This window comes from Bacillus sp. 2D03, from assembly GCF_003946765.1.
Lineage (GTDB): Bacteria > Bacillota > Bacilli > Bacillales > Bacillaceae_G > Bacillus_A > Bacillus_A cereus.
Genome location: NZ_RPSJ01000008.1, coordinates 46,606 through 72,331, shown reverse-complemented (window position 1 = coordinate 72,331; position 25,726 = coordinate 46,606). Strand labels below are relative to the sequence as shown.

The following is a 25,726-nucleotide window of genomic DNA, read 5'->3' as shown; positions in this document are numbered from 1 at the left end:
AATTATATTTGTACAATAGATATCGTTTACAAATCCATTGTACAAATTCTTGTATTAGCTCTTAATTAAATAAAAAAATGGAGGGCATGACATGGAAAATTATTATGATGTAGCGGTAGTTGGCGGTGGTCCGGTTGGACTTATGACAGCATGTGAATTAGCTATTCAAGGTGTAAAAGTTGTCGTTGTAGAGAGAAGATTAAATCGGATAAGAAATTCTAGAGCACTCACACTTCACCCCCGCTCCTTAGAATTAATGGCTATGAGAGGTATTGAAAATCGATTTTTATCTAGAGGGAAGAAATCAGATACAAGCCATTTTGCTGCCCTAGATACAAGATTAAACTTTAAAAATTTAGATACTGATTTTCCATATACGCTTTTTATTCCCCAATCTATTACAGAAGAAATATTAGAAGAGCGTGCGTTAGAATTAGGTGTAGATATTAAACGTGGTCATACTTTAAAAGATTTAAAACAGTATGAAACATTCGTACAACTAGAAATAGAACAAGCAGAAACAATATATAAAATAGAAGTTCAATATGTAGTAGGCGCTGATGGCGCAAGAAGCGTAGTTCGTGAGTTATCACATATACCTTTTAATGGAACAGATACAACAACTACTGCTATATTAGGTGATGTCATTTTAGAAGATGTACCGGATAACCCATTTTTTTCTACATCCAATAAAAATGGGATAATAATAATGGTACCTATTGCACCTAATGTATTTCGTTTTGCAATTGTAGATCCTAAGAATCAGACAATACCTGTTCATGTTGCTGTCACAGAAAAAGAGCTTATCGATAGTATTTATAGTATTACAGGTAAACATATTCAAATTAAAAGCTCAATATGGCTTTCTCGTTTTGGAAATGCAACCAAACTAGCAAATACTTATCAACATAAGTGTGTTTTCTTGGCAGGTGATGCAGCGCATATTCATTTCCCTGCAGGCGGACAAGGTTTGAATGTAGGTTTACAAGACGCTTTTAATTTAGGATGGAAATTGGGACTCGCTGTAAAACAAAAAAAATATGAAAGCCTATTAGAAAGTTATCATATTGAACGACATACTGTGGGAAAACAATTTTTCAAGGAAGTACAAGCACAAGAACAATTAATGATAAACTTTTCAAATGCAGGTATAGAATTAAGAGAGTTATTCTCGCATTTACTCACATACCCAGAGGTGAATAAAGATTTAGCTGAAAGAGTAAGTGGCTTAGGGGTTATATATTCCCCTATGCATACGAAAGAAAAGCATCCATTGATAGGGAAAAGATGTACAAATCTTACTATTTCTTCTCAAAATAAGAAAACTTATAAACTCTTTGAATTGACGCAAGATGGTAAATATATTTTATTAATACATCCTTCTTATAAAGAAGAACTAGATAAAATGAACATTGATTCGCACACAAAGGTGGTTGTAGGAGAAATACAGGATTATCAATTAAAAAATATTGATGTCATTTTAATTCGCCCCGATGGTCACATAGCTTACATTGAGTATAATGAAAGAGAAGACTGTATAGATTTGAAAATAAAATTGAATAATTTTTAAAAGCTACTATTTATGGCATGAATTAAGAACCTTCTAGTATAAACATTAAAACAATAGAATTTCATATGCCCCCCACTGATAGTTGTGGGGGACATTTTATATTAAATGAATGGCATTAAAAACACCTTCTAACTAAGCCCTCCTAATTAATTCCCTATTTCAGATAATATAACCGATATCTATCCCAAATAATACATTCATATTTTTTCAGCTCTTAGCTCACTGAAAATACTAAACATTATCTTCGAAATTCATCACATATTCTAATAATGTTTGATATTGTTGATCAAGGGCATACTCCTCTGTTCCAACTGGTGATTTAAAAAAGAGTGAAAGATGTTTCATTATTCCTACTTCCCCCTCTCTAAGTGCATGATCCATAAAACGGGACAGATCAATTACTAGAGGAGCGGCTAAGATCGAATCAATACCTAACCAATTAATTTTCATTGTCATCCGTTCGCCTAACCAACCTTCAAAATCAATGGTATCCCATGCCTCTTTCCTATCTCCTCGAACAGGAAAGTAATCAATTCTTACTTTATGATCAAAATTACTGTACCCCAATATTTTTTCTAGCCCAATGGATTTTGAATCAATTTTTGTTGAGGAATGCGTTGGATGTTCCAAAATTGCACCATCTTGATTCCCTAAGATATTCGTACTATACCACCCGACAATATTCAATCCACGCTGTTTGAACATTTTTCCTAAAACATGTTTATATAAAGTCTGACCTGTTCTTGCATCTTTTCCTGCCGTCGGAACAGCCTGTAATTCTGCTAATTCCTGTAGTGCTGGTATCTCAGTCATCACACTTGGCGTAAAATTTACATAGGCACATTTTGATTTCATTGCCGCATAAGCATAAAGCATGCCCGGTCGAATATCTGGTGAATTTTCCTTTAACCCATTCTCAAATGCTTTTAATGACTGATATAACGAATGATTTTTTGTCTTTTCTTCTGTTGAAGCAGTATTTATTACAACAATTCTCTCAAGATTATATTTTTTTCTAAATTCTTCAATGTCTGCCTGAATTTGATTCACTGCGCTCATTAAGTTCTCAGGCTCTCCTGTCAGACTATAGACCCCTTTAACAAAATTATTTACATTAGCCAGTGGTGCTTGCCAAATAGGAACATCATTGAGTTGCATTTCAATTTTCTTCAAAATAGATTCCTGAATGATACTATATTTTTGTACTACTTCTATCAATGAATCCTTTTGTATATCCCATCCACCAAAGGCAATCTGATTGAGCGGCGTTAACTGTAGCGTCTCAAATTCCTTCTCTGAAGAAATAACTCCCCTTAGTGGAGCAAGATTTTGATTGACTGCAAAAAGCCCAGAAATCGTTGTTGTTGCAACTGCACCTAGCACTCCAACAAATAACACACCCACCTGATATGTCATTTTTTCACCTCTTCTCATTTCCCACAAGTTTTAGCAACAAGTCATGGACTTCAGTCGCTTCTAAGGTATCTGGAAGTTCAAAATCTCTCCCTGTTACTACAAGTGATACATAATCTCCTTTATCCTTTGCTGGTAAACCGTGTGATCCTTTGATTCGCTCCGGTTCTAGTGGTATTTGGAATGTTTTTGGATTTACAAACAGCTCAACTGGATCATAACCAGGCTTCCTATGAATATCTACATTGTATGCAAATTCTGGTGCCTGTTCATCGTTTAACCACCAGTAATACACAAACCAACTGTCGGGTTCCGCAATTGTAATTAACTGCCCTGAAAGTTCATGATTAATATTATGAGCCCGCTTCTCCTCTTCTCCCCATACCTCGGCTATGCCTGGTATACTTTCGAGAATTGCTTTCACTACTCTAATATCACATGAATCTTGAATATATACATGGGCCACTTGATGGTCTGCTAAAGCAAAAGCTTTTGACATCTCTAAATCGAGAAAATCCATATTTTCAATATGCTTGATAGCCACATATCCCTCTTTATTTAACGTTTGATTGATAAATATAGGTCTATTAACTGACTTAAAATTGTATTCTGATAAGATAACTAGACGTGTTTGTTCCTTCAAGTTACGCTCTTCCAATTGCTCAATAAAGTTTCCAACTAAACTGTCGATTTCTTTAATAGATTTCTTCGCAGCTTCACTTTCAGGGCCAAACCTTTGTGCGTTATAATCTATATTGGGTAAATATACAAGTGATAACCTTGGTTTATATTCTTCTAACACATCTATTGCTGCATCTAGTATCCATTCACTGGATTTAACTGAAGAGAGTGGACCCCAAAAACTCTTTAAATCAAATTCCCCATATTTCCCCCTCAATTTTTCATATAAACCCCTCGGCTTTGAATCACACCACATAATTGTTTTTTTATCGAGATGAATTGGGGCAGGTGTAACTACATAGTCTGCTGTGCTCAACTTGCTGAACTGCCAAAACAGCACTGCTGTTTCAGCTGTCAAATCTTCTTCCTTCAACTTTTCCCATATTTTTTTACCTTGAATTGGTAGCATCGTTTGATTCCACATTGTTATTTCTTTAGTATCCCAGTTTGGAAGACCATTACAAATAATGCCATGTTCAGCTGGTGAGGTTCCAGTAATATACGTAGCTTGCATTGAACCAGTTACAGCCGGAAATACAGGTTTAATTTTTGCGTGCTGGCCATTCTCTAGCAACTTCCGAATATTTGGGGTTAATTCAGCGTCATTTAGATGCTCTTCCGTCAAACTAATAATATCTAATACAACCACGTTCTTTTTCTCCAAAGGTATCATCCTTTCATCTATGTAACGGGAAAAATACGGGACATGATATAACTTATAATTAGGAAAGAAGATACAGAAAAGAAAGCCGGCCACCCTCCAAATGAAGCAGCAATTGCTCCATCCAATAACGGAAGACCAATTATACATGTTCCTACTGCTTTTTTAATATTAGATGATATTGGATTTGCTAATGCTGGTAAAATCCCTGAAAAAGTCCATAATAAAAAAACGATTACCGTAATAACTGTTGTTCCCCATACACCATAGAAATGTAAAAGCAGAATAGCAATAGCACATGTTAAGACCGCTCCTGCCATAATTCTTACTCGTATAGGATAGAGGCCGGATCCAACCTCACCTTTAGACATTACAGTAACAGTGAATATATATATAAATCCTAATCCCGCTAACCACCAAAATTCTACTAATTTATCTGGTACAATACTCAATCCTAGTAACAAGTTAACTCCTCTACAAAGCCCCATCGTTAATGGTCCTAAAACGTCATAATGCTTTGAATAGCGATTATATATAAATACCAACATAATGAGGATACAAGCAATTAAAAAACTGATACCTGAAACAAAACATACAGATATGATACTTACAGTAAGAAGCACAAAACTAAAACATAAAGCAGAACGAATTGATATACGACCAGATGGTAAAGGTCTCTCAGGACGCTCTCTTTGATCTATTTCAAAGTCAAAAAAATCATTTAAAATAATCCCTGACGCATATATGCATGCGCTCGCTAACATAAGAAGAATAATAGGAATGAAATAACTTTGATTCAAAACTATTCCTGCGATCCAGGTGCCTGCCAATATATCTGCCATTGCTGTAAAGGTATTCGGAAATCTTATCAGTTCAAAATAAGTACAAATTCTTCTCATAGGCTGTTAAGGATACTTTGCACATAGTCATAAGATTCTTTGGCGGCCGATATTGCATGATTTTCATAAGGGTATAATTCAATGGTAATAAAGCCGTCATAACCCGTTTTCTTTATAGATTGTAAAACCTCTAGAATAGGAATAGCACCATGACCAGGAATCAGATGCTCATGTACGCGATTCACAGCAATATCCTCCAGATGATAATGTTGTGTATAAGGTAGCAATTTATAAACCAATGCAGCTGGATCTTCTCCAACACAAAAGAAATGTCCTATATCAAAATTTAATGCAATTGCCTGCGAAGGAACAGCCTTCTTAAATTCTATAAATTGATCTGATGTTTCAATTAATAAATCAGGCTCAGGTTCAACAAGGATTGTTACGCCAGACTTTTCAGCATGATCAGCCAATTCTTCCATTGCAGAAATAAAAACTTTATTTGCCCATTCCCTCCCTACATTGATGAGGGGTCCCCCTGGTTCGGTAGATAGTGTCTTTGCACCAAGTTTTTGAGCTAAGTCAATACAGTTATGAGTATGCTCTATACGTTGTCTTCTTTCTGTTTCATCTACCTCTACAAAAGACGGGTGCCAATTATCTTTTATTCCATACAGCATGAATGCATTCAAATTTGATATAGTCATGTTCTTTTGTTTCAACTTGTCTTTTATCATGAGTATTTTCTCATTCGTTACCTCAGGTGGAAAAGCGTGCGGGATATCTAGTAAGATTTCTATACCCTCATATCCAATTTCAGATAATACATCTATTGTTTTTAACAAGTCATATCTTTTAAATCCATTACTGCTATATGCAAGTTTCATAATCTTTTCACCCCTTATGAATCTAGTTTTAATTTTCCAGATTGCTCATAAAAACGAACTGGATTATTCCAAACTAGTTCTTGAATGATATTTTCCGCATGCCCTTTCTTTCGCATCTCGAGCGCAGTTTTTACAACATTAAGAGGATTAGATGGTCCCCAATCTGCTGCGGTGTTAACCATAATCTTATTTATGCTGTAATGTGCGATTATTTCAATTGCTTCATCAGTTGAAACTTTCGTCGGATAAATTGTCATTCCGCTCCAGCCTCCATATTCAACGGAAAGATCAATAGTATCTGAATTATTATGATCTATTAATACCCTATCAGGTTCAAGCCCTTCTTCCTTTAGGATTTCTATTGTTCTTCTTGTTCCCTCCCGCTTATTTTGATGGGGAGTATGCACCATAACCAACATATCGAGGTCCTTAGCTAATTTCATTTGTCTCCGCATCACATCTTCTTCCTCAGGAGTAATCCTATCAAATCCAATCTCTCCAATTGCAAGACACCGTTCATGTTGCAAATACTCGGACAATCCATCAATTACTTGATAGGCAATATCAATGTTATTTGCTTCTTTTGGATTCATAGCTAAACAACAATAATGAGTGATTCCATATTGCTTAGCACGCTCAGATTCAAAGGTAAGCAAATGTTGGAAGTAATCAAAATAGGTTTCAGGATAACGGCGTTCGCTTCCAAGCCAAAATGCGGGTTCTACAACAGCGCGTACACCGGCCAGACTCATATTTTCATAATCATCGGTTGTACGAGAATAACAATGGATGTGCGGATCAAAATATTTCATAAATTATCTCCCCTCATAAAAGGCTATTCTTAAAATATGGTGTAAGGAATTCTATAGATTCCTTTGCTGCCAGTACTGGATCATTGCAATAGGTATATAATTCTACTGTAATAAATCCCTTATATTTAATTTGCTTTACATAATTAAATAATTGATTAAAATCAATATTCCCATGACCAGGTATAAGATGATAGTGTTTGTGATCTGCTATATCCTCTAGGTGGATGTTCCATATCCTAGACTTTAAACGTGATAATAAAGTGGGAATATCCTCTCTTATTACATCTGCATGCCCGAGATCAAGATTTGCGCCTAGCCTATTTGATCCCACTATTTGAATTAATTCATTCAATTCTTTTCCATTTTCTATTAAAAGGCCAGGTTCGTACTCAATCCCTACGTTGATTTCACGTCGTTCAGCATAGTCCATAATCTCTATTAGTGAATTTATAAGATGATTAATTGCTTGATCTGGTGGGTTCCCTGAAAGACACTTTCCACTTGTAATACTGATGTTTTTGGCATTTACTATTACAGCTAAATCTATTAATTGTTTTGTATATTTAATTCTCTGATTCCTCACCCCTTCTCTTGCATTACATAATGAAGGCTCAAATGTAGGTTCTCCAGTAGAATATGGAAAAAATCCAGCTGCTGTATTTCCGTTTATATTTGAGACCTCGAGGCCATATTTTTCTAGTTTTTGTTGTACATCACTTATCCAAGCAGCAGTATGTACAGGTGGGAAAGCATGAGGAACATCTGCTAAAATTTCAACCCCTTTATACCCCAACTTTCCAATTTCTGAAATAGCTTCGGGTAATGTGTATGTTGTAAATGCATTTGTACTAAAAGCTAGCTTCATCTTGCCCCTCCTTTTAAAACCTCTAATATTACAACACCTATTCGTTCAATGGAATTTAGTCCGCATTTATAAAAAGCGATACAATCTATTCAAAAATATTCTACAAAGTTCAACGAATAGCCAGGAGTAAAAAAAACTTAATATAAATATTATTGCAATAACCTTTGTATCTATAATTGTATTAACAGTAGGGCCCAGTACTGGGAAACGGAATACATACAGTATCACCATGATCCCCGCCAGTAGACATATTGATGAAAAAGAAACAACCAAAATTCTCTTATTCAATTGAAAAAAAGACACACCTATAGCTATACCTAATAAACCTGTTGTAAATGGAAAAATAATTAATTCACTCGGCTGAATGATAAATAAAAGGAGAATTGTAAGGATATAAGAAAGAATTCCTTGACGAATAGAAAGGGACGTAACTAAAAAAATTGGTAATGTCGCTAAAAAACTAATTAAGTAGCCTATACCCGGCATCAAGCCTCCTGCTGATTGAAACATGGCGGCAAGCGTACTCAGCAAGGCTGTAATAACCAAGTTGGCTGCAAAGGGGATCTTTTTCAAGTGAATATGGTCTCCATTTATCCTTCTCATTGATTGATACCAATAACAGACAAACCATTCGATTAGAATCACCACCCAAAAATATCCAAACAGTCACTTTCTATACTATTCATTCCCGCGTGTTTTATGCGGTATTGCCTTTATAATAAAATTGCGAGAACGATTGCTCCTCTGAAAATATTTTAAAATAGCAGCTATTTCAATTGGTATTACTATAAATTCATGAACATAAATTTTGCAAGATATTGCTGAATACCCTTTTTCTAAATTCGCAATTATATTTATTTTGAAATGCCCTCTCTTTATTTTCATAAAGATATAACATGCCCTACCGTTTGAATTTTTATGGTAGCGTCTTATAGAACAATTTCAAAAATAGTACCTTTGTTCAAATCAGTCACATTTGTAGATTCATAAACCCCTAAATATAATCTAGTTTGATTCAGGTTTGTTCCCAAGTTAACATAATAAGCTGATTGAGATCCAAAATTATAATCGGCTTCAATAACACTAAAATCATTTAATTTACCATCCATACTAGGACGAGTATAGGCTAAAACCCCTCTAACTGGGGAGTTAGATTCTTCTTTCCGAGTAAGATCGGTAAACACAATACTTCCTGTTAAATTCGGAATTCCATTCCCCATATATGGTTGGACACCTGTAAGTGCAGTTCCATCAAACTTATCAGGTCCTGAACCTTTATGAAAATAACTTATGAATGGTTGAAGCCGCTTCATTGAAGTTTTAACTGTTTCATTATAATAAGCTATTATTTTTTCATCTAAAGTGGGAGTTGAAGAACAGCGTCTTATAAAAGAAGTAGGAAAATTCCCTTCCCATCCACGCCAACCAAAGTTAATAACTCCGTCTTGATCAGAAGTAGATCTCATCATTAAAGAAGCTTGAACAAGTTGAGTGACTGGTATAGGTCTATAATGAACAAATGAAAAAATTGATTCCACCAAATCTTGCCCAACATTTCCCACATATTTAATATACTGATTATAAAACCTTTGAAATGAAATACCTGTGATATTACGAACGCCTTTAGCAATTACCGTAAGAGTTTCCTGAATAGATGAGGGAAGTTCATCAAAACGTGTGACTACAGGGGGATTATTGATAAGTGTATTCTTAGCTACATCAATTTCAATTATTTTACCGGCTATCTCCATATCATCCTGACTTAAATTAAATGGATCATAGCCTGATCCACCATCTCCAGTTGTTAAAACAAGTGCCCCAGTTTCAGGTGAAAAACTTAGGCTATTAACCCCATTATGATTAAGAAATGGCCTTCTTATATTAAGTAATGTACGCCTTTTTTGAGGTTGACCATTCGGGTGTAAAATCCATTCTTCTACGGTATCAATATGATCATATTGAGTTTCCCTGTTTATCCATCTTAAATTTAACGTTTTTGGGTCACATGGATTAGGCTTAAAAGGTTCAGCAAGAGCGCCCGGTCCTTGTGTTCCAGCTAATGAATAATGAAGATAAAACAAACCGTTATAATAAAATTGTGGATGAAACGCTAGTCCTAGCAACCCTCTTTCATCATATCCACCTTGTTCAGACTTCCCTAATTTTATGATTCGAGAACGAATATCTAAAAAAGTTCTTATTTCTCCGTCTCCTATGTAAAAGATTTCTCCTATTTGGGTTGCAATAAATAATCTTTCAATTGATTCACCTGGAAGTATAGTTGTTCTTAAAACAGTGGGTAGATTTATCTTACTTACAATGGGTTGTAAACGAACTTTTACTTTTATCAATTAACTTTACACCCCTTTCTATTATAAGAATATGATTTGGACTGTGCTATTAGTATCAAATAAGGGATGGCAATTGAATATAAAAAAAGCGTGTTATGATTATCTTCTTCAAAACACGCTTCTTCCTAATATATCGAACATCCATCAACTTTATATCTTAAAATACACCTAACAATTTTTCTGTGAATTTTTCAGAATTCATCTAAAAAAATTAGACTTATCTTCCTGGTCTATTCAAGACTATTGCTGAGTACGCTGCATTTCCTGCTCCTCCATATAATTGCGCATCTTTTTCATATATCTAGATGCATCCATTGGATCTTTTACAATCATTTCAATAATACAGAGTTTTTCAGTACTTTCTATTTCAGCTTGGTTTATTGCCTGATCAAGCTCTCCGTAGTTACGGACTGTAACTGTAAGCGCATCGCCTCCAAAAACTTCCGCTAGCTTAGTATAAGACCATTGAGGAATTTTGTTATACTTTTGATTTTTTGTTTTTACATTCAAATATTTTTCAATCGTATAACCATCATTGTTTAAGACAAAAATTATAGGCTTGCATCCATAATAAAGCATGGTGCTGATTTCTTGAGCTGTCAGTTGTAAGGCTCCATCCCCTGTAAACAGAAACACTCGGCGTTCAGGCACAGCCATAATAGCACCGAACGCCGAGGGGGTTGCGTAACCGATGGACTGCCAACCACCTTGCCCAATATATATTACATCGCTCGGTAGTCTCACCTCTGCCATTCCGTAATAGAATGTACCGGTCTCGACAACTACAATGTCTTCCTCTTTCAGCATCTGCTGAAAACGTGGATAATAGTTCGCCGCTATTAGAGGGGCATCGGTGTTAGTATTTAATTGGTCGTAAGGGAATGACATTTTTTCTACCAACCCTTGTCCCTTATAACCCACATTCTGTATTGCAAGTAACATGTCAGTTGCAAGAACATTCGGATACTCTGCCTCAGCAATTTTAACCATATCTGGTTGAATATTGACGGTTATCAGCTGGTTTAGTTTTGCGGTAAAACTTGCGGTATTAGTATCCGCCAATACCATACCAATTGCGATGATACAATCTGCATTTTCTACCTTACTTTGAACTTCAGAATCTCCAAAAGACCCTAAGTACATTCCCACATAATTTGGATGGGTTTCGTCGAATCCTCCCTTTCCGTACAGCATCGTTGCAACAGGAACATTCATGGTGTCTGCCAGTTGTTGAACTGCCGCTTGAAGACCGAAGCGCATGGTTTTTACATCCACCAGTATAACTGGTCGATGTGCACGATCTAGTAGCTTATGGACATGATTGACCGCAGCATGAAGAGTTTTCAAATTAGATGTTGGGCGCTGTTGTGTTGGCTCTACACGATTTTTAATCGGCTTGGTCACTAAATCATCGGCCACAACAAGATATACAGGCTTTTTCTTTTCTTTAGCAATTTGAATTGCGGCTGGAATTTCAATTTTAGCGTTTTCAGGCGTAAGCACCGCGCTGTATGCAGTAATTTGCTCATACATGTTGCGAAAAACATCAAAATTCCCATCCATTAAAGTGTGATGCATCAGCTTATGCTCTTTTTGATCATTTTCGGGAGGCGCACCCACTATATGAATGATTGGTACATGCTCACTATTAGCCCCAGCTATAGCATTACAAGCGCTGAGTTCTCCAACTCCAAAAGTTGTAATAAGAGCGGACATCCCTTTAATTCTTGCATAGCCATCTGCAGAATAGCCCGCGTTTAGTTCGTTCCGCCCTTCTATAAAGCGGATACCTTTATAACACTCTAAAGTATCAAGAAGTGTAAAATTATAGTCCCCTGCAATACCAAAAATCTCGGTAATGCCCTCCAATTTTAAACAATCGAATAAATATTGACCAACCGTTTTTTGAGAAGGTTGCCTTTGTAAACCAAAGTTATCCTCATTTATCATGTTTTCCACCACTTATTCACCCCTTATCCATTTCTGAAAATGTTTTGTTTTATAGTATTCTTTTTGATAATACCCTTTAATTGAACCCATTATCCGTTGCACTGAGCCAAAGCAGTATATCAAATGCAATTAACTAATACAAAAACATGTTGCTACTAAAGGTACATGCTTTATAATCCAACATAATTGTAGGTTTGAGATAAGATTTAAAAGTTAAAAAAGAATACTGTTTTGAAGAAATTTTAATGATTTTAAGTATGACAAAATCTATCGAATACCGCTAAATTAACAGCTATTTAGAATTATGATGAAAAGAACATCTTCTGAAATTGAAAAATGGATTAAGGAACCGTTAAATGACACTAAGCTATTTCTTTAAAGAACCATCTAGGTTCTTTTGTTGTTTTCTAATCTCAAAGTTTACCTCTCTAATAAGTGGAAATAATAGAACTATAAAACTTTGGATGGAGGATTTACAGTGACAAATAATGAGAATTACAGTGGAATATTACCCCATAATGCCGAATCTTATTGGACGAGCAGTATTCATTTACCAGAATACCCTTCCTTAGAAAATGACATGCAGGTCGATATTATTATTGTAGGAGGAGGAATTACTGGCATTACTTCTGCCTATCTTCTAGTAAATGAAGGTCTAAAAGTCGCTGTTATAGAGGCAGACAAATTATTAAATGGAACGACTGGACACACGACAGCTAAAATTACTGCTCAACATGATATGATTTATGACGAGCTTATCAGATATACCGGTAGAACTACCGCAAGATTGTATTACGAAGCAAACATTGATGCTTTAAAATTCATTCAAACCACAATTAATAAACATCACATTGATTGCGATTTCACTCAACAAGATGCTTACCTGTATGCCACAACAGAAGAATATGCATTTAAGTTAGAAAAAGAAGCAGAAGCTTATAAAGAGCTTCGTATTGAAGGCGAACTTGTAAAAAAACTTCCTATTAACTTAAAAATACATAATGCACTTGTTATGAGAAATCAAGCGCAATTCCATCCCCTTAAATATTTAGCCCATCTTTCAAATATAATTACAGAAAAAGGTGGATACATCTTTGAAAATACCACAGCAGTAAATATAAAAACAGGAGAAAAACCTGTGGTTCTTACCCGTGGAGGAGCTCAAATTACAGGAAAGTATATTCTCTCTTGTTCCCATTTCCCTTTTTATGAAGGCGCAGGACTTTACTCTACGAGAATGCATGCAGATCGATCCTATATAATTGCTGCTAAGACAAGAGCAAATTATCCAGGTGGTATGTATATTAGTGTAGATGAACCGACACGTTCTCTCCGTTCCACAACAATTAATGGGGAAGAATTCATTCTTATCTCTGGAGAAAGTCATAAAACGGGACAGGGCGGAGAAACACAAAAACATTATGAAGCCTTGGAAATATTCGGTCAACAAGTTTTTGGACTTGAAAACATTTCATATCGTTGGTCAGCCCAAGATTTAATTACACTAGACAAAATTCCTTATATCGGTGAAATCACCTCTGATCAAAAAAACATATTAATTGCTACTGGATTTAGAAAATGGGGTATGACTAATGGGACTGCAGCTGCCCTTTTATTCCGAGATATCATATTAAAAGAAAAAAACAAATATCGGGAATTATATACTCCCTCCCGTTTCCATATGAATCCAAGTTTAAAGAACTTCTTAGTCGAAAATGCCAATGTTGTTGGTCACTTAATTAAAGGAAAGTTAGAGATTCCACAAAAATGTATCCGTGATTTATCTAACGATGAAGGAGCTGTCGTTGATATTGATGGACATAGAAAAGGAGCTTATAAAGATGCAGAAGGTAAACTTCATATTGTAGATACAACTTGTACCCATATTGGATGTGAAGTTGAATGGAACAATGGAGAACGTTCTTGGGATTGTCCGTGCCACGGTTCGCGATTCTCATATACAGGAGAAGTACTTGAAGGTCCTGCTGAAAAACCATTACAAAAATACGATTATAAAATGATAGATAACCTTACTTCAGAAGACTCTGGTTACTAATTAAATTTATGTAAGCAAAAATAGCTACATAGTATGTAGCTATTTTTGCTTTTTTTAACTCCTTATTGTTCGTAATCTCAAATCGAAATATAATCTGTCCTATTCCTATCAATTTAATAAATATATTCTTCTCCAGCATGAAAAATTGAGTTGAACTTCTAAAGATAAGTATGAAAGGATGAAATTGAATTTACAATATAAAACCAACATACTCCCGTTTGAGGGTAACTCGGTTTTATTAGTTTGATGATGTTGTAGCCATACTCCTAAAACTGACAACTTATAAGAGAATATCATTTTTCACCTTCTATTCTAACTAACAAGTCGTGAAATTCGTTTCTTCCTCCATGAAAGTTTATAATATCCATATTGCAAAAATAAACTTACAATAAATGCTGCTGGATACCCAATCCATATTCCTTTTATACCAAGATTCGTATGATAAGAAAGGTAATAAGCAACGGGGACTTCTACAAGCCATATAGATACGACACCGATAATAGTGGGCCATAATACAGTTCCACTTGCTCGCATTGTCGCACCAATAATTTGAGCATGACCGAAAATTAAGTAACTCCAAAGTGTAATCATCACCAAACTATGTGCAATTTCAATTGTATTCGAGTTCGTTAAGAATAACGATAATATTTCTCTTGAGAATAAGTAAATAAAAGCGATTAATATACCACCAATTATATAATTCATAACAATTCCAGCGCGAATGACTTCCTGTAATCGGTTAAATTGTTTCCCACCAATAGATTGCGCAGCGAAAATAGATACTGTAATTCCAAGACTGACCGCAGGCATCTGAACATAACTTGCAACCTGGTTTACAACCCCATATGCAGCAGTCGCCTCAGAACCAAAACGATTCACAAATGCGATTACCGCAATCTCAGATAATGAAACAAGAATCATATTAATACTCGCTGGAATTCCAAGGCGTAATAATAGTTTTAATAGATCCAAATCCATACGAAGATATTTCCGTACAGCCTCGTCTAAGTTCAGTGGATGATTCTTCTTCTTTAAATAAATAAGCATAACTATAAATGTTACAATGGTTGAAATAACAGAAGCATACGCTGCTCCGTACACACCAAGTTTTGGTATTCCTAGCCAACCAAAAATTAGAATAGGTAATAGAATTATATTTAAGACTGTGCTAACAATTAAGAAATAAAATGGCGTCTTAGAATCTCCTGTACCTCTTATAAATGTTGTATAAGAGAAATATAGAAATAAAACTGGCATAGAATTAAATAAAATACGTGCATAATGTACACTCATATCAATTATATTCTCTGGTGTACCCATAAAACGCATAATGTTCAGTGCAAATACATTTCCCGCTATTGCCAAAATAACTCCTATTATAAAGGTAAATGTCAACGTCGTACCAACTATGGCTTTTAAACGATCTTCATTACGGGCACCAAATGCCTGACCAATTAAAATCGAACTACCTGATCCAATTCCAATTACAAACGAAACAAGCAAAAAGAATAATGGAAAAAATGCTGAAATGGCAGCTAATTCATTCATACCAAGCCATCGTCCTACTACCACCATACCAAATAATTGTCCAACTGATTGTAATATGTTACTTAAAAGCAAGGGAACTAAAAACATAGACATCGATTTCCATGTTGCTTTCTTTCCCTTTTGTTGATTTTTTAATCTTTTACTTTCTTGAATACTATCTATTGATGATTTCATATTTGATTTCCCCTTTTATTTGGAGGAATTATGTCATTCTAAGAATAATACGTTAAAGATAAAAAAAAATTTTAAGTTAACGTTATTATCTTATTCATAGATTTCCCCCTACGTAATAATAGTTTTTAAGAATTTGTTTATTTATTCATTCTTTCTACCATTTATCTCTTTCCTAAAAATTTTGATATAACCGAATTGAAGCTTTACCCTTATAAACCTATTCCTATATTTCTTCTAAGCGATAGTAAACATCTTCCTTACCTACTCTTCAACATGTACAGCAGTTAGATTAATGTGCGTTGCACCGTTTATTTTAATAAAATTATTTAAATTATTAAATGTAATAAACAATTAATAAGCAAAATTGGTATAAAAAAATGATTTTTTCTAATTAACTAATGTCATTTCTTATATTAGGATGTAAAAATTATATAATATAAATATTATATTAGCCCCTTGTTGCTGTGTTTTTAGGGCATTTATGTTGTATATTTTTTAAAGATTTGTCCAAAATATAACTAACCTGTTTTAGAACAAATCGGTTATCGAGTAGCTAGCTTTTGCTAGCTGCTCTTTTTAATGTCGAATTCAATTATTTATCTCATTTCCTATAAGTTAACTTTAACAATCATTTTTGAAATAGATGAGAAATATTCTATCTAATCTTAATGCTCAATACAAAAAGGTTACTTTTAATTTAGGCATTTTTTTATAGTATTTCTCCAAAAAATTATAATAGCTTCTGTTCCTTTCCCTTTAACTTTGTTTTTATTGTGAATATTTTAACCAAACATATACGTTTGATAGTGAAATTGCAGATCAAGAGCACGTAATAACTAGTTAATATAATTCATTTTTCGAATAAAAATGAGCATTTCATCTATACTAAATATTACAACTCGCTCCTTATCCAGGTTGTATGAAATAGAGCAGTTGCTACCACTAACTGCTCTATTTTAATTTTAGTTACATAAACTTGAAGCTTTTGTACATACTATGTGTACTCCTTAAATTCATGGATGTAATGTTCTTATGGCAGTTAGCTTTTGCTAACTGCTTTTTATTATTAAGTATGTTCTCATCAAAATGATGAATTCCTAACTATTAGCTCAGCTCTTTCTATCTAGAAGAGTAGTTTGTACTTTTACTTAAAATTCCTTGAAAACAATTTGAGCATAGATTTTTCCCATAAAAAAAAGGAGAGATTATAATCTCTCCTTCTAATCCATACACTATATAATTAGCGAGTGAATCGACCGACAAGTTGTTCCTCAGCCATTGCTACTAGACGTTTTGTAATTTCATCACCAACAGTCCGTTTGGACGAGCGGTTGCGTCTGCACCAAATTGTACATCAAACTCTTATGCGATTTTATATTTCATTTGATCAATTACACTTTCAGTACCACGAACTAATAATTCGTTACGGCTTCCACTATTCTTACGTATACTCGTCAAATTTCATGCTCATACTGTTTAGAGACGGTAGTCCATGCCATTCGGATTGACCTCCAGCACATGATAAATTTATAACCGTTCCTATAATTAGGAGCGGTCTTATTTCATTTCCTATAATTCTAATGATAAGAAATCATTATTTGTTCCCTTCCGATAGCTATCTATAGTCACCTTTAGAGGGAAACATATCAATTTATTAGGAGAATACCTTTTTAATATGGATAATATAGTATCATTAGATTCTTTAAAGCCACTATAACTCTCTTAACGTTTTTAAATACGAGGGAAGCGTCTTAAAAATGGGCATAGCGTTGTAAACCCGCATTTTTCTGATGGTACCCCATGACCATCAACTTAATAATTTTATAAAACCCCCAGGATGAAAATTTTGTGTATTTCTGATAGAGGGCAACTTATTTTTTCGTTTTGGGGAAGAATGTATTTCTTAACCTGATAGCAATGGGGTATAGCCGAGATACGTATAAAAATAGGCCATAGACTTACGTTTATTTCCAATTTCGTTTGAAATCAGCTATTATATTTTCATAAAATTACAGCTTAGATGATATTTAGCTAATTGTCTAAAGAAAATGTATGCATAGCTTTGCTGTGTGTTTTATCAATGTAGTTTTTGAATTTTAGAAACAAGAAAAGGAATCCTTAATAGCTTAAGGATTCTGCAACAGGAAAGAACAAATATATAATAATAAAAAGAATTACTTATATTATAATTTTTAAAAAAGACAAATATGTTGAGAAAACTCGGAATGGATTGAATATTTATATGTGCTTATTTATAATTAATTAAGAGTTGAAGTAGTAATCTGTCATCTGTTCCTTTTTTAAAGAAGATTGATCTCAATCTTCTATTTTTTTTTGTTTTTTCCTCTTCTCTCGAAAAAAGGAAAAAGAATTACTTAAGAATTGTGGAAATTACTTGCTTGTAGACTAGTTGTTGCTTACCATGAACCATTATTAGGACGGTAATTTTATCTGTTGCAAGGATCTGCCCACGTACTGGAACACCATTCCCTAAAAATACAGTTACTTCCCCTTTTTTCTCTTTCAATTGTTCATACATATCTTCTTGTAAGTTATACATGAAATACGCACCCTATTTGTATCTACTTTTCTTTTAATACTTGCTGCCGCTCATTGTTATCTATTTGTATTTCCCATTCACCTTCTATTTTTCTAAACCATTTTCCTATTTTGCTTACATAATATTTTTTCACTTCACCATTTGGAATCCATATTTCTTGTTCCTGTATTTGACTCATCACTTCATGAAGAATCTCATCATGCTCGTTTTTTCTAGGTTTTCGATGATGCGTTCTTACAAACTGTATGTATTCCCTACGTAACCAATTAGAAATATGATCTTTTTGTTTTTGCCGGAGATGTGACCACTTTTTATTAGTCTGAAGGAGTTTTCCGTTTACCATTGTATGGTTTTTCATCAACACTCATCCCCTTTTACCTTCTAAATGCATATATACAATTATCGTATCACATTTAAATTAATATACGGCTCTAGATACATATTTCGAAAGAAATCTATCCTAAATAAAAATAATATCTCCATTTCACATAAAGTAGTATCCAAAATAGACGAGACCGAATCCATTAAGCGAATTAATTAGAGAGTCCCACCAATAAAACGCGAGTTTCGTACGCTAAGGATTTATTTCTTTAAAGAACTTGGTTTTTTCATACGTTAAGGAGGTTCCTTAAATGGTCGTTTTTAGAATTTGATAATCGAGTATATTTTATTGAAAATTTAGAGTTGACCATAAAACCAATATCCGATATATTGGTTTTATGAAAAAAGATATTATTAAACCCATTAAACGTATGTCATTTAGAGATGAAGTATATCTAACTTTGAAAAAAGCAATCGTTACATTAGAGGTGCAACCGGAGCAACGCTTAAATGACAAAGAATTAGCAGAAGAATTTGGAATTAGCCGTACTCCAGTTAGAGAGGCGTTGAAACGTCTTGAGGATGAAGGACTTGTTGAATCTATTCCTGGTTCAGTTACTCGTGTTGCACCATTAAATATTGAGGAGGCGAAACACGCATTTACTGTGGTAGCAGTTTTACATTCGTTAGCTGCTCGTTTAGCAGTACCATTATTAAAAGAATCGGATATTCAAGAATTAGAGTTCAGTAATAAGGCTTTACTATTATCTATTGAGAAAAAAGATATTATAAAATCAATTGAAGCTGACGAGTTATTCCATAATGTTTTTTTAGATGTGGCAGGAAATCCTGAAATCATTCGTGCGTTAGAACGAAGTATATCTAAGATTCAACGTCTCGAAATTTCTCAGTTCACTTCGATAAATGGTCTAAAGTCAGTAGAACAACATCAGCAAATTATAGAGGCGTGTAAAAATAAAGATAAAGAAACAACAGCGCATCTTGTAGAACAAAACTGGTTAAGCCTTGAGAAATTAATGACTTATGAGGTAGATTAAAGTGAGAAATTTGCGTCCTCTTTTTTTAGGTATATGTGCTGCTTTCTTTTTTGCTTTCACATTTATATTAAATCGAGCAATGGAATTATCAGGTGGTAGCTGGATATGGAGTGCTTCATTAAGGTTTATTTTCATGCTGCCATTCCTTTTACTTCTTGTTATGAGTCGAAAAAAATTAAAAATATTATTACAAGTTATGAGAGAGGATTTAAGTGCATGGTTTTTATGGAGTTTTGTAGGTTTTGGTCTATTTTATGCTCCATTATGTTTTGCCGCTGCACATGCACCAGGATGGATTATTGCGGGGACATGGCAAGTTACTATTATATCAGGATCTTTGTTAGCTCCTCTTTTTATCCAAACTTATCAAACACCAGATGGAATTATTAAGAAAAGAGGAAAAATTCCAATGAAGGGTATGAGTATGTCATTAATTATTCTTCTTGGTATTTTCCTTATGCAAATGGAACAAGCAAAATCGCTTGCTGTAAAAGATATTATGTTAGGTATTATCCCTGTTATTGTAGCTTCTTTTGCTTACCCACTCGGGAATCGTAAGATGATGGAGGTTTGTGGAGATCGTCTAGATGCTTATCAACGTGTCCTTGGAATGACATTAGCTAGCTTACCATTTTGGTTTTTATTATCCTTGTACGGTCTTTTTACAGCAGGAATACCTAGTAAGGAGCAAACTATGCAATCTATTTTAGTTGCTATTTGCTCTGGTGTAATTGCAACTATCTTATTTTTTAAAGCTACTGATATGGTTAAAGGAGATATGCAGAAACTTGCAACTGTTGAAGCAACACAATCTATGGAGGTCCTTTTTGCTGTTATTGGAGAACTAATCTTATTACATTCTTCATCCCCCTCTATTTTATCTTGGTATGGCATGTTTGTAATAATGCTAGGAATGATAGCACACAGTTATGTTTCCCATAAAGGTGAAACAGTGCATAACCAAAATATTAGTGCTTAATTGATATTTTAAAATGTACAGTATCAACCCTTTTCTAGCTAGTAAAAGTAATGTTATTATTATAAGTTTTATGTCAGAAATTAATTAAGTAAAAGAATATGAATAAAAGCCGATACCCTTAATATATAGGGAAATCGGCTTTTTCTTTATAAAATTTTTTCTTAGCTTCCTTTACATTAAAGGATTAGTTTGTATACTTGAGGAGATGTGCGGGACAGGTGTACATTTAGGATGATCTAATATTTTCCATTCGAATATGATAGAATAGAAGTATATCCAAAATGGAGGAATAGCAAATGAACTCAAACACAAAACAGTTTATTTATGATATCCAGCAAAGAAAGAACAATTATATAGAAAATGCTTTAATAGCAATACAGCACCCTAAAAAAGAGCAATCTGAACAGGTCATTCAAAATATAGTAGAAAAGATGGATATGATGATTAGTCTAGTTACTACGTACATGAAGATTGAATCAGGATCTACGGAAGAATTAAAAGAACTTCAGAAAGAAATTATCCATGCTCAAGCATATATCCAAAAAAGAAAATTTGAAGAAACACAGAGATAAACCCCTGTGTTTTTCTTTGGACGTCTATTAAACCAATTTTTTATAAATCAAATTACATATAATTTGATCATTGTTTTGGCATAATCCATACAATTTGTTGAATTCGTACAATATACGGTACCGTATATTCAATGAGCAAATGATCTGGTTTCACATCCTTTAACTTTCCTCTTACATTACCTCTTACAGTTTCAATAACCACATGTTTACCCATTACTGATTGTAATGTCTGATATACGTAGGGATTAGGCACACTTACCATATTTTATTCACTAACGTCATTTCCCTCCAAATAACTCACTCTATAAGACTCCCTTCTAACTTTCATTCTTTCTCCTAATATATGATATAAATCTTATATATATGCTAGAAGGATAATTCATTATAGGAACGGAAATAACATTTTAATAAGGTACGGTTTCTATTCCTAAATTGCTAAAAAACTATTTATATAAAGTTACTTTTACTAGTTAACAGATGATGATATAGGGATATTTTGAATGTACATCTAGTTTATTCCTTTCAGGATATGTATCATTTTAAATACGCCCTTTATTTGAATATTGCTCATGCTTTTTTGAGGTTCTTTAGTAATACGAGCGTTAAGTAAAATTACTAACAATAAAAACACTACATATTTTCCTCCTGTAGCTCCTATGATAACTACACTACTACAAACAAATAAAATTAATAGGAGAAACGAAATAAATACGGTTATAGTTCTTTGACATCTTCTCGTATTTTCTGCGTTCTTTCCTTGCATCCATTTAAATTCCTCCTTTAAATTATCTATTTCACTTTAAATAATGCCTTAAAATCCTCTTTTTTCACCCTCTATTCCTATCATGTGGTATCAGCCTTCCTTTTTAGTAATACTTTAGTAAACTAGACAACAAAAATGATATAGTCTAACATCTGTAAACGGTTTGCAGGATTCCGATTAGTTTTCATAAAAAATCTGTTGTTTTCGTTGAAATGGATAAGTTGTAATCTCATCTGCATCTAAATTTTCATGAAACAAATTGACAGCTGTAATCTGCCGACACTCATAGGTATGGTAATAATAAGTGCCTGATTCCATGCACATTGCGCTGGTATAGATGGTATTATCTAATACTCCTTCTTCCGTTATCACTCCACCTTTAGGAAGCTCGCAAGTTGATAAGATATGAAAAACTGCCGATACCCCCTCCTCTTCGTTATCTATACCTTGGATATTTTGTTTGCCATATGCTGCCCGAACAAATCTTGATGGTGGGGTAAAATCACCCGGAAGCCCTATTGAACCTGAACCTTGTCCAAAAGCACTTAGTGATAAATCCCCCCATTGTGTAGACTCATAGGGCTGCGATCTAAGACCAATATATTGTCTTAAATTTTGAAGATGCCAGTTAAACTCTGGACTATTGGTCATTACCCCTAACGGATTGTCATACACTTTTAGCCCCTCAGTTGTCGGCTCTAGTACAATACATTCTCCCCATTTATCCGCTATAATCCAATGTAGTGGAGGAGTAAGTCCTAAAATAGGTAATGGTACATCCAAAAAAGAAATACTATCAACAGACTTTCTTAACTCTTCAATAGAATTGAACTGCGTGAGACTCCAAGCCACAAAATCAAATGGAGCCAGATTCGTTTTATTGTCATCTATACTTTCATTATAAGTGGCGAAACCTGGGAAATAGAGTGTTGCACAAGTCATACCTGCTTCATTTACTCCATCTGCCAGAATGACCCTTCCTTGATAGTTAATCCCCATCCCGACAACTGCTTGTTTCGTTTCAATGGTTTCACCTGTTATATTGTTCCATCGATAACTTCGAGGAACTATTATTACTTCTTGATTGAAATCTAATGTAAAATCCATCGTTCTTGCAAAAAGATGTTGACCGTTTTTTGTCTGTAATGTCAAACTAGTACACATAAAGAACACCCCTTTGTTTAGTTTATTTAAACAAAAACCCATTTAATTGCTATCCTTAAGTTGATAGGCACGTATCTTTTTTCTTACTCATATTTATTGATACTCCTTTCAAAATTTGAATTTTCTAATACAATAAGTCCATTACTATAAGGAAAATAAAAATGATCAAAGAGATTACTAATCTCCTTTATGATTCCCCCTAACAAGTTAAAAAGCTATTATAAACAAACTTCAATAAAAGATACTTTCTCCCTCCTTTTTTATTACTGGATTTTTAAGTGGTTGGATGTTATCTAAAACAGAATTATTTATTGCATATGCTTCTTTCTAATTAACTAAATCCCCTAGTGAATAAAAATAAATGTTTGATGTGAATGTGTTAGATTTATTAAATGGAATGCAAGCAGTACTTACTTCTATTATTGAGTGCCAAATAAATAATTAATAAAAAATTAGGGGTTATCTGGAATATGTTTAGAATCACTTATTTTGCATTTTTCTTATTCTCCTATTTAAAAGGTATTTACTATGTAATTGTGCATATTAACCAAATACTTAATAAACTCAATATTACATGTGGTAAAATATATGAGAAAGGTACTTTCTATAAAGTAGGTTCTTAGACCAGAAGCCATAATGCATCTTATATTCATGATGTAGCGTTACTGTTATCATCCATACATATGTAAACTATTTTTCAAATGAAGTCTATTGGTGTCTAGGATCCTGTTTTATAGGAAGTGTTTTTATGGGATGGGGAACATATATAGGAACATGGTTCAAGTTAAAGAAAAGGCACTCCTAGGAGTGCCTTTTCTTTAACTATTTAAATGTGCGAACGCTTTCAAAACTATTGGATATAAATTGATGTACGCATTGTATTAAATAGTGCATTTATAGATGTCTTTTGGTACTCAAACGTTCCTTGTGTGAAAAGCATAGTAATAAAACTGAAGTGGTTCTGTAGATTTTTAGTACGGATGGCTCCAACTAAATCTTAGTAAACATTATTCGATTGAGGATATATCAAAAATTCAATTAATGTTAAAAGCTAGTTAACTCAATGTTAGGTGATTTTCTTTAAAAAGATTTCTACATTTCTTTGGTAACGTACCTCTCCTTTCATACAAAAAACTGAACATTATTACATCAAAAAGGTTCTTTATCAAAGCATGTGGAATTAGCACATATGCAAGTTTTTATAAATGAAGAGGTGATTGTGTTGAAGTATTTAATAAAAGCAAAAAACTCATCAACAATTCTGAGAGGGTATTTGGAATCCTATCCGTTAACTTCATTTTTTGTAATGGCATATTTATTTTCATGGGTTGTATTAATTCCATTTATCTTCTCACAATGGGGTATTTTCCCTAAAACAAAAGTATTTGATATTTTCTTTTTTGCCAATGCATTTGCAGGCCCTATGTTAGCAGCGTGTATCATGTTTCGAACTCTTGAAGGCAAAGAGGCATGGAAAAAAGTTAGAAAAAGCATTCTCACTACTAAGGTCGGTTTAAAGTGGTACTTGTTTACTCTCATCGTTATCCCCGCTGCAATGTTTCTAGGTATGGTGATATTAAATGGAGAGGTACCTACTTTCCATGACCTTAATTTTGAATTTTTTATAACCTATCTTTTCTCTTTTGTAGCAATTTTCTTTCTCGGTGGACCTTTACCGGAGGAAATCGGATGGCGTGGTTTCGCTCTGCCCCGATTACAATCGAAATTTGGACCGTTAAAAGCTACATTACTACTTAGTGTTTTGTGGACTTTTTGGCATCTTCCACATTTCTTAACAGCTGCACAAAGGGGTGGCCCAGGTTCTGACCTTTCTCTCCTATATATTCACTTGCCAATTTTTATTTTACTATGTTTGCCGATCTCAATCATTCTTACTTGGGTCTATAACTGCAATCACGGTAACTTATTTATTGTCATGCTAATTCATGCGAGTGTAAATACGTTTAGTTTGGCACAAACTCATTCCACCAACCCTATCTTAAAGAATACAGATATATTTGTAGTGATAGGATTGGGATTTGTCGCTTTACTTATTCTTATTTTCACACGAGGCAATCTGGGATATAAACAAACTTTTAATGAAGTAGAGTACAGTAAAAATGAAAATATAAGTAAATAGAAAAAAATCATAGAATAATAGGTTAATGACAATAGTGTACCGCACTGCTATCAAGTTATAAATCATATTCTTCTTCAAAAAAACGTGCTTCTTTATTCAAGCTAAAATACAATTGTTTGCAAAGAGATTCTCAGATATTTGGTATCATATACCTTGCAGAAATAGGATTTTTTCAACAGGAAAATAATTTATAGCGGAAAGAGTATAATCATATTGATTATACTAATGTGTTTTGAATTGTACCTTTAAGGAGGCGTTGTCGATGAAAAAATATTTATATTTAATTTTGAAAAAAAACAAGAGGATAACGTACCACTAACCCCTAAAATACGTGCTTCCTCTTCAATATTGGAAGGAGAGTA

General features: G+C 33.9%; 20 protein-coding genes and 3 pseudogenes. 6 read left to right on the top strand and 17 right to left on the bottom strand.

From position 1 onward, the window contains the following. Positions 1–91: 91 nt before the first annotated feature. Complete coding sequence (locus EBQ15_RS18690) at positions 92–1,570, top strand: FAD-dependent oxidoreductase (RefSeq protein WP_000433036.1); 1,479 nt, start codon at positions 92–94, stop codon at positions 1,568–1,570. Between the two features lie 231 nt (positions 1,571–1,801). Here the strand turns inward: EBQ15_RS18690 and EBQ15_RS18685 are convergent, their stop codons facing one another. The 9 genes from EBQ15_RS18685 to EBQ15_RS18645 all read right to left on the bottom strand — a co-directional run bounded on the left by EBQ15_RS18685 (position 1,802) and on the right by EBQ15_RS18645 (position 12,038). Next, the gene (locus EBQ15_RS18685; RefSeq protein WP_000222194.1) at positions 1,802–2,986 is read right to left on the bottom strand and encodes an inositol-3-phosphate synthase; all 1,185 of its coding nucleotides are present in this window, start codon (positions 2,984–2,986) and stop codon (positions 1,802–1,804) included. Positions 2,987–2,990: 4 nt separating this feature from the next. After that, complete coding sequence (locus tag EBQ15_RS18680; protein WP_232292412.1) at positions 2,991–4,328, bottom strand: alkaline phosphatase family protein; 1,338 nt, start codon at positions 4,326–4,328, stop codon at positions 2,991–2,993. Positions 4,329–4,345: 17 nt separating this feature from the next. Further along, the gene (gene eboC, locus EBQ15_RS18675) at positions 4,346–5,224 is read right to left on the bottom strand and encodes a UbiA-like protein EboC (protein ID WP_001252608.1); all 879 of its coding nucleotides are present in this window, start codon (positions 5,222–5,224) and stop codon (positions 4,346–4,348) included. Then, on the bottom strand, positions 5,221–6,051 hold the full coding sequence (locus EBQ15_RS18670) for a sugar phosphate isomerase/epimerase family protein (RefSeq protein ID WP_000762244.1): 831 nt from the start codon (positions 6,049–6,051) through the stop codon (positions 5,221–5,223). Before EBQ15_RS18670 ends, eboC begins: the two co-directional genes overlap by 4 nt. 14 nt (positions 6,052–6,065) lie before the next feature. Beyond that, on the bottom strand, positions 6,066–6,863 hold the full coding sequence (locus tag EBQ15_RS18665) for a TatD family hydrolase (protein ID WP_000873123.1): 798 nt from the start codon (positions 6,861–6,863) through the stop codon (positions 6,066–6,068). Positions 6,864–6,876: 13 nt separating this feature from the next. Next, the gene (locus EBQ15_RS18660; protein WP_000761380.1) at positions 6,877–7,728 is read right to left on the bottom strand and encodes a sugar phosphate isomerase/epimerase family protein; all 852 of its coding nucleotides are present in this window, start codon (positions 7,726–7,728) and stop codon (positions 6,877–6,879) included. A gap of 66 nt (positions 7,729–7,794) precedes the next feature. Further along, positions 7,795–8,364, bottom strand: a complete 570-nt coding sequence (locus tag EBQ15_RS18655) for a hypothetical protein (RefSeq protein WP_115735478.1) — start codon at positions 8,362–8,364, stop codon at positions 7,795–7,797. Between the two features lie 293 nt (positions 8,365–8,657). Next, a complete protein-coding gene (locus EBQ15_RS18650; RefSeq protein WP_000598578.1) occupies positions 8,658–10,079 on the bottom strand; it encodes a PQQ-dependent sugar dehydrogenase in 1,422 nt (473 codons plus the stop codon). 240 nt (positions 10,080–10,319) lie between these two features. Beyond that, positions 10,320–12,038 carry an alpha-keto acid decarboxylase family protein gene (locus EBQ15_RS18645; RefSeq protein WP_033683915.1) on the bottom strand — a complete coding sequence of 573 codons (1,719 nt, stop codon included), beginning with the start codon at positions 12,036–12,038 and terminating at the stop codon, positions 10,320–10,322. 469 nt (positions 12,039–12,507) lie between these two features. Between EBQ15_RS18645 and EBQ15_RS18640 the strand changes: the two genes are divergently transcribed. Next, positions 12,508–14,085, top strand: a complete 1,578-nt coding sequence (locus tag EBQ15_RS18640) for an FAD-dependent oxidoreductase (RefSeq protein ID WP_000183685.1) — start codon at positions 12,508–12,510, stop codon at positions 14,083–14,085. A 312-nt stretch (positions 14,086–14,397) separates the two neighbouring features. On the opposite strand, the gene EBQ15_RS18635 is transcribed toward EBQ15_RS18640, so the two are convergent. The 4 genes and pseudogenes from EBQ15_RS18635 to EBQ15_RS18620 form a co-directional block, all read right to left on the bottom strand. Then, the gene (locus EBQ15_RS18635; protein ID WP_000842523.1) at positions 14,398–15,807 is read right to left on the bottom strand and encodes an MATE family efflux transporter; all 1,410 of its coding nucleotides are present in this window, start codon (positions 15,805–15,807) and stop codon (positions 14,398–14,400) included. Between the two features lie 1,240 nt (positions 15,808–17,047). Then, positions 17,048–17,256 (bottom strand): annotated as a pseudogene (locus tag EBQ15_RS18630) (alpha/beta-type small acid-soluble spore protein). 922 nt (positions 17,257–18,178) lie between these two features. After that, positions 18,179–18,367 carry an RNA chaperone Hfq gene (gene hfq, locus EBQ15_RS18625; RefSeq protein ID WP_000282530.1) on the bottom strand — a complete coding sequence of 63 codons (189 nt, stop codon included), beginning with the start codon at positions 18,365–18,367 and terminating at the stop codon, positions 18,179–18,181. Positions 18,368–18,389: 22 nt separating this feature from the next. Then, positions 18,390–18,725: a hypothetical protein gene (locus EBQ15_RS18620; protein WP_000788719.1), complete on the bottom strand. Its 336-nt coding sequence runs from the start codon at positions 18,723–18,725 to the stop codon at positions 18,390–18,392. Between the two features lie 361 nt (positions 18,726–19,086). Between EBQ15_RS18620 and EBQ15_RS18615 the strand changes: the two genes are divergently transcribed. The 3 genes from EBQ15_RS18615 (at position 19,087) to EBQ15_RS18605 (ending at position 21,297) form a co-directional block, all read left to right on the top strand. Then, positions 19,087–19,746 carry a GntR family transcriptional regulator gene (locus EBQ15_RS18615; protein WP_000710781.1) on the top strand — a complete coding sequence of 220 codons (660 nt, stop codon included), beginning with the start codon at positions 19,087–19,089 and terminating at the stop codon, positions 19,744–19,746. Between the two features lie 10 nt (positions 19,747–19,756). Further along, positions 19,757–20,725 (top strand): DMT family transporter, encoded by a 969-nt coding sequence (locus EBQ15_RS18610; RefSeq protein ID WP_002000258.1) that lies wholly within the window; start codon positions 19,757–19,759, stop codon positions 20,723–20,725. Positions 20,726–21,021: 296 nt separating this feature from the next. Further along, positions 21,022–21,297 (top strand): hypothetical protein, encoded by a 276-nt coding sequence (locus tag EBQ15_RS18605; protein WP_001087710.1) that lies wholly within the window; start codon positions 21,022–21,024, stop codon positions 21,295–21,297. A 67-nt stretch (positions 21,298–21,364) separates the two neighbouring features. Here EBQ15_RS18605 and EBQ15_RS18600 read toward each other — a convergent pair whose 3' ends face one another. The 4 genes and pseudogenes from EBQ15_RS18600 to EBQ15_RS18585 form a co-directional block, all read right to left on the bottom strand. Further along, entirely contained in the window at positions 21,365–21,559 is a 195-nt protein-coding gene (locus EBQ15_RS18600; RefSeq protein ID WP_000255396.1) for a YuzF family protein, read from the bottom strand. A gap of 277 nt (positions 21,560–21,836) precedes the next feature. Continuing rightward, positions 21,837–22,064 (bottom strand): annotated as a pseudogene (locus tag EBQ15_RS18595) (hypothetical protein). A 173-nt stretch (positions 22,065–22,237) separates the two neighbouring features. Further along, positions 22,238–23,224 carry a choloylglycine hydrolase gene (bsh, locus tag EBQ15_RS18590; protein WP_000337607.1) on the bottom strand — a complete coding sequence of 329 codons (987 nt, stop codon included), beginning with the start codon at positions 23,222–23,224 and terminating at the stop codon, positions 22,238–22,240. An 850-nt stretch (positions 23,225–24,074) separates the two neighbouring features. Then, positions 24,075–24,152: pseudogene (locus EBQ15_RS18585) on the bottom strand (DUF4879 domain-containing protein); the annotation flags it as partial. 261 nt (positions 24,153–24,413) lie between these two features. Here EBQ15_RS18585 and EBQ15_RS18580 point away from each other — a divergent pair. Next, positions 24,414–25,364, top strand: coding sequence for a CPBP family intramembrane glutamic endopeptidase (locus tag EBQ15_RS18580; protein WP_002000255.1), 951 nt, complete (start codon positions 24,414–24,416; stop codon positions 25,362–25,364). Positions 25,365–25,726: the final 362 nt, after the last annotated feature.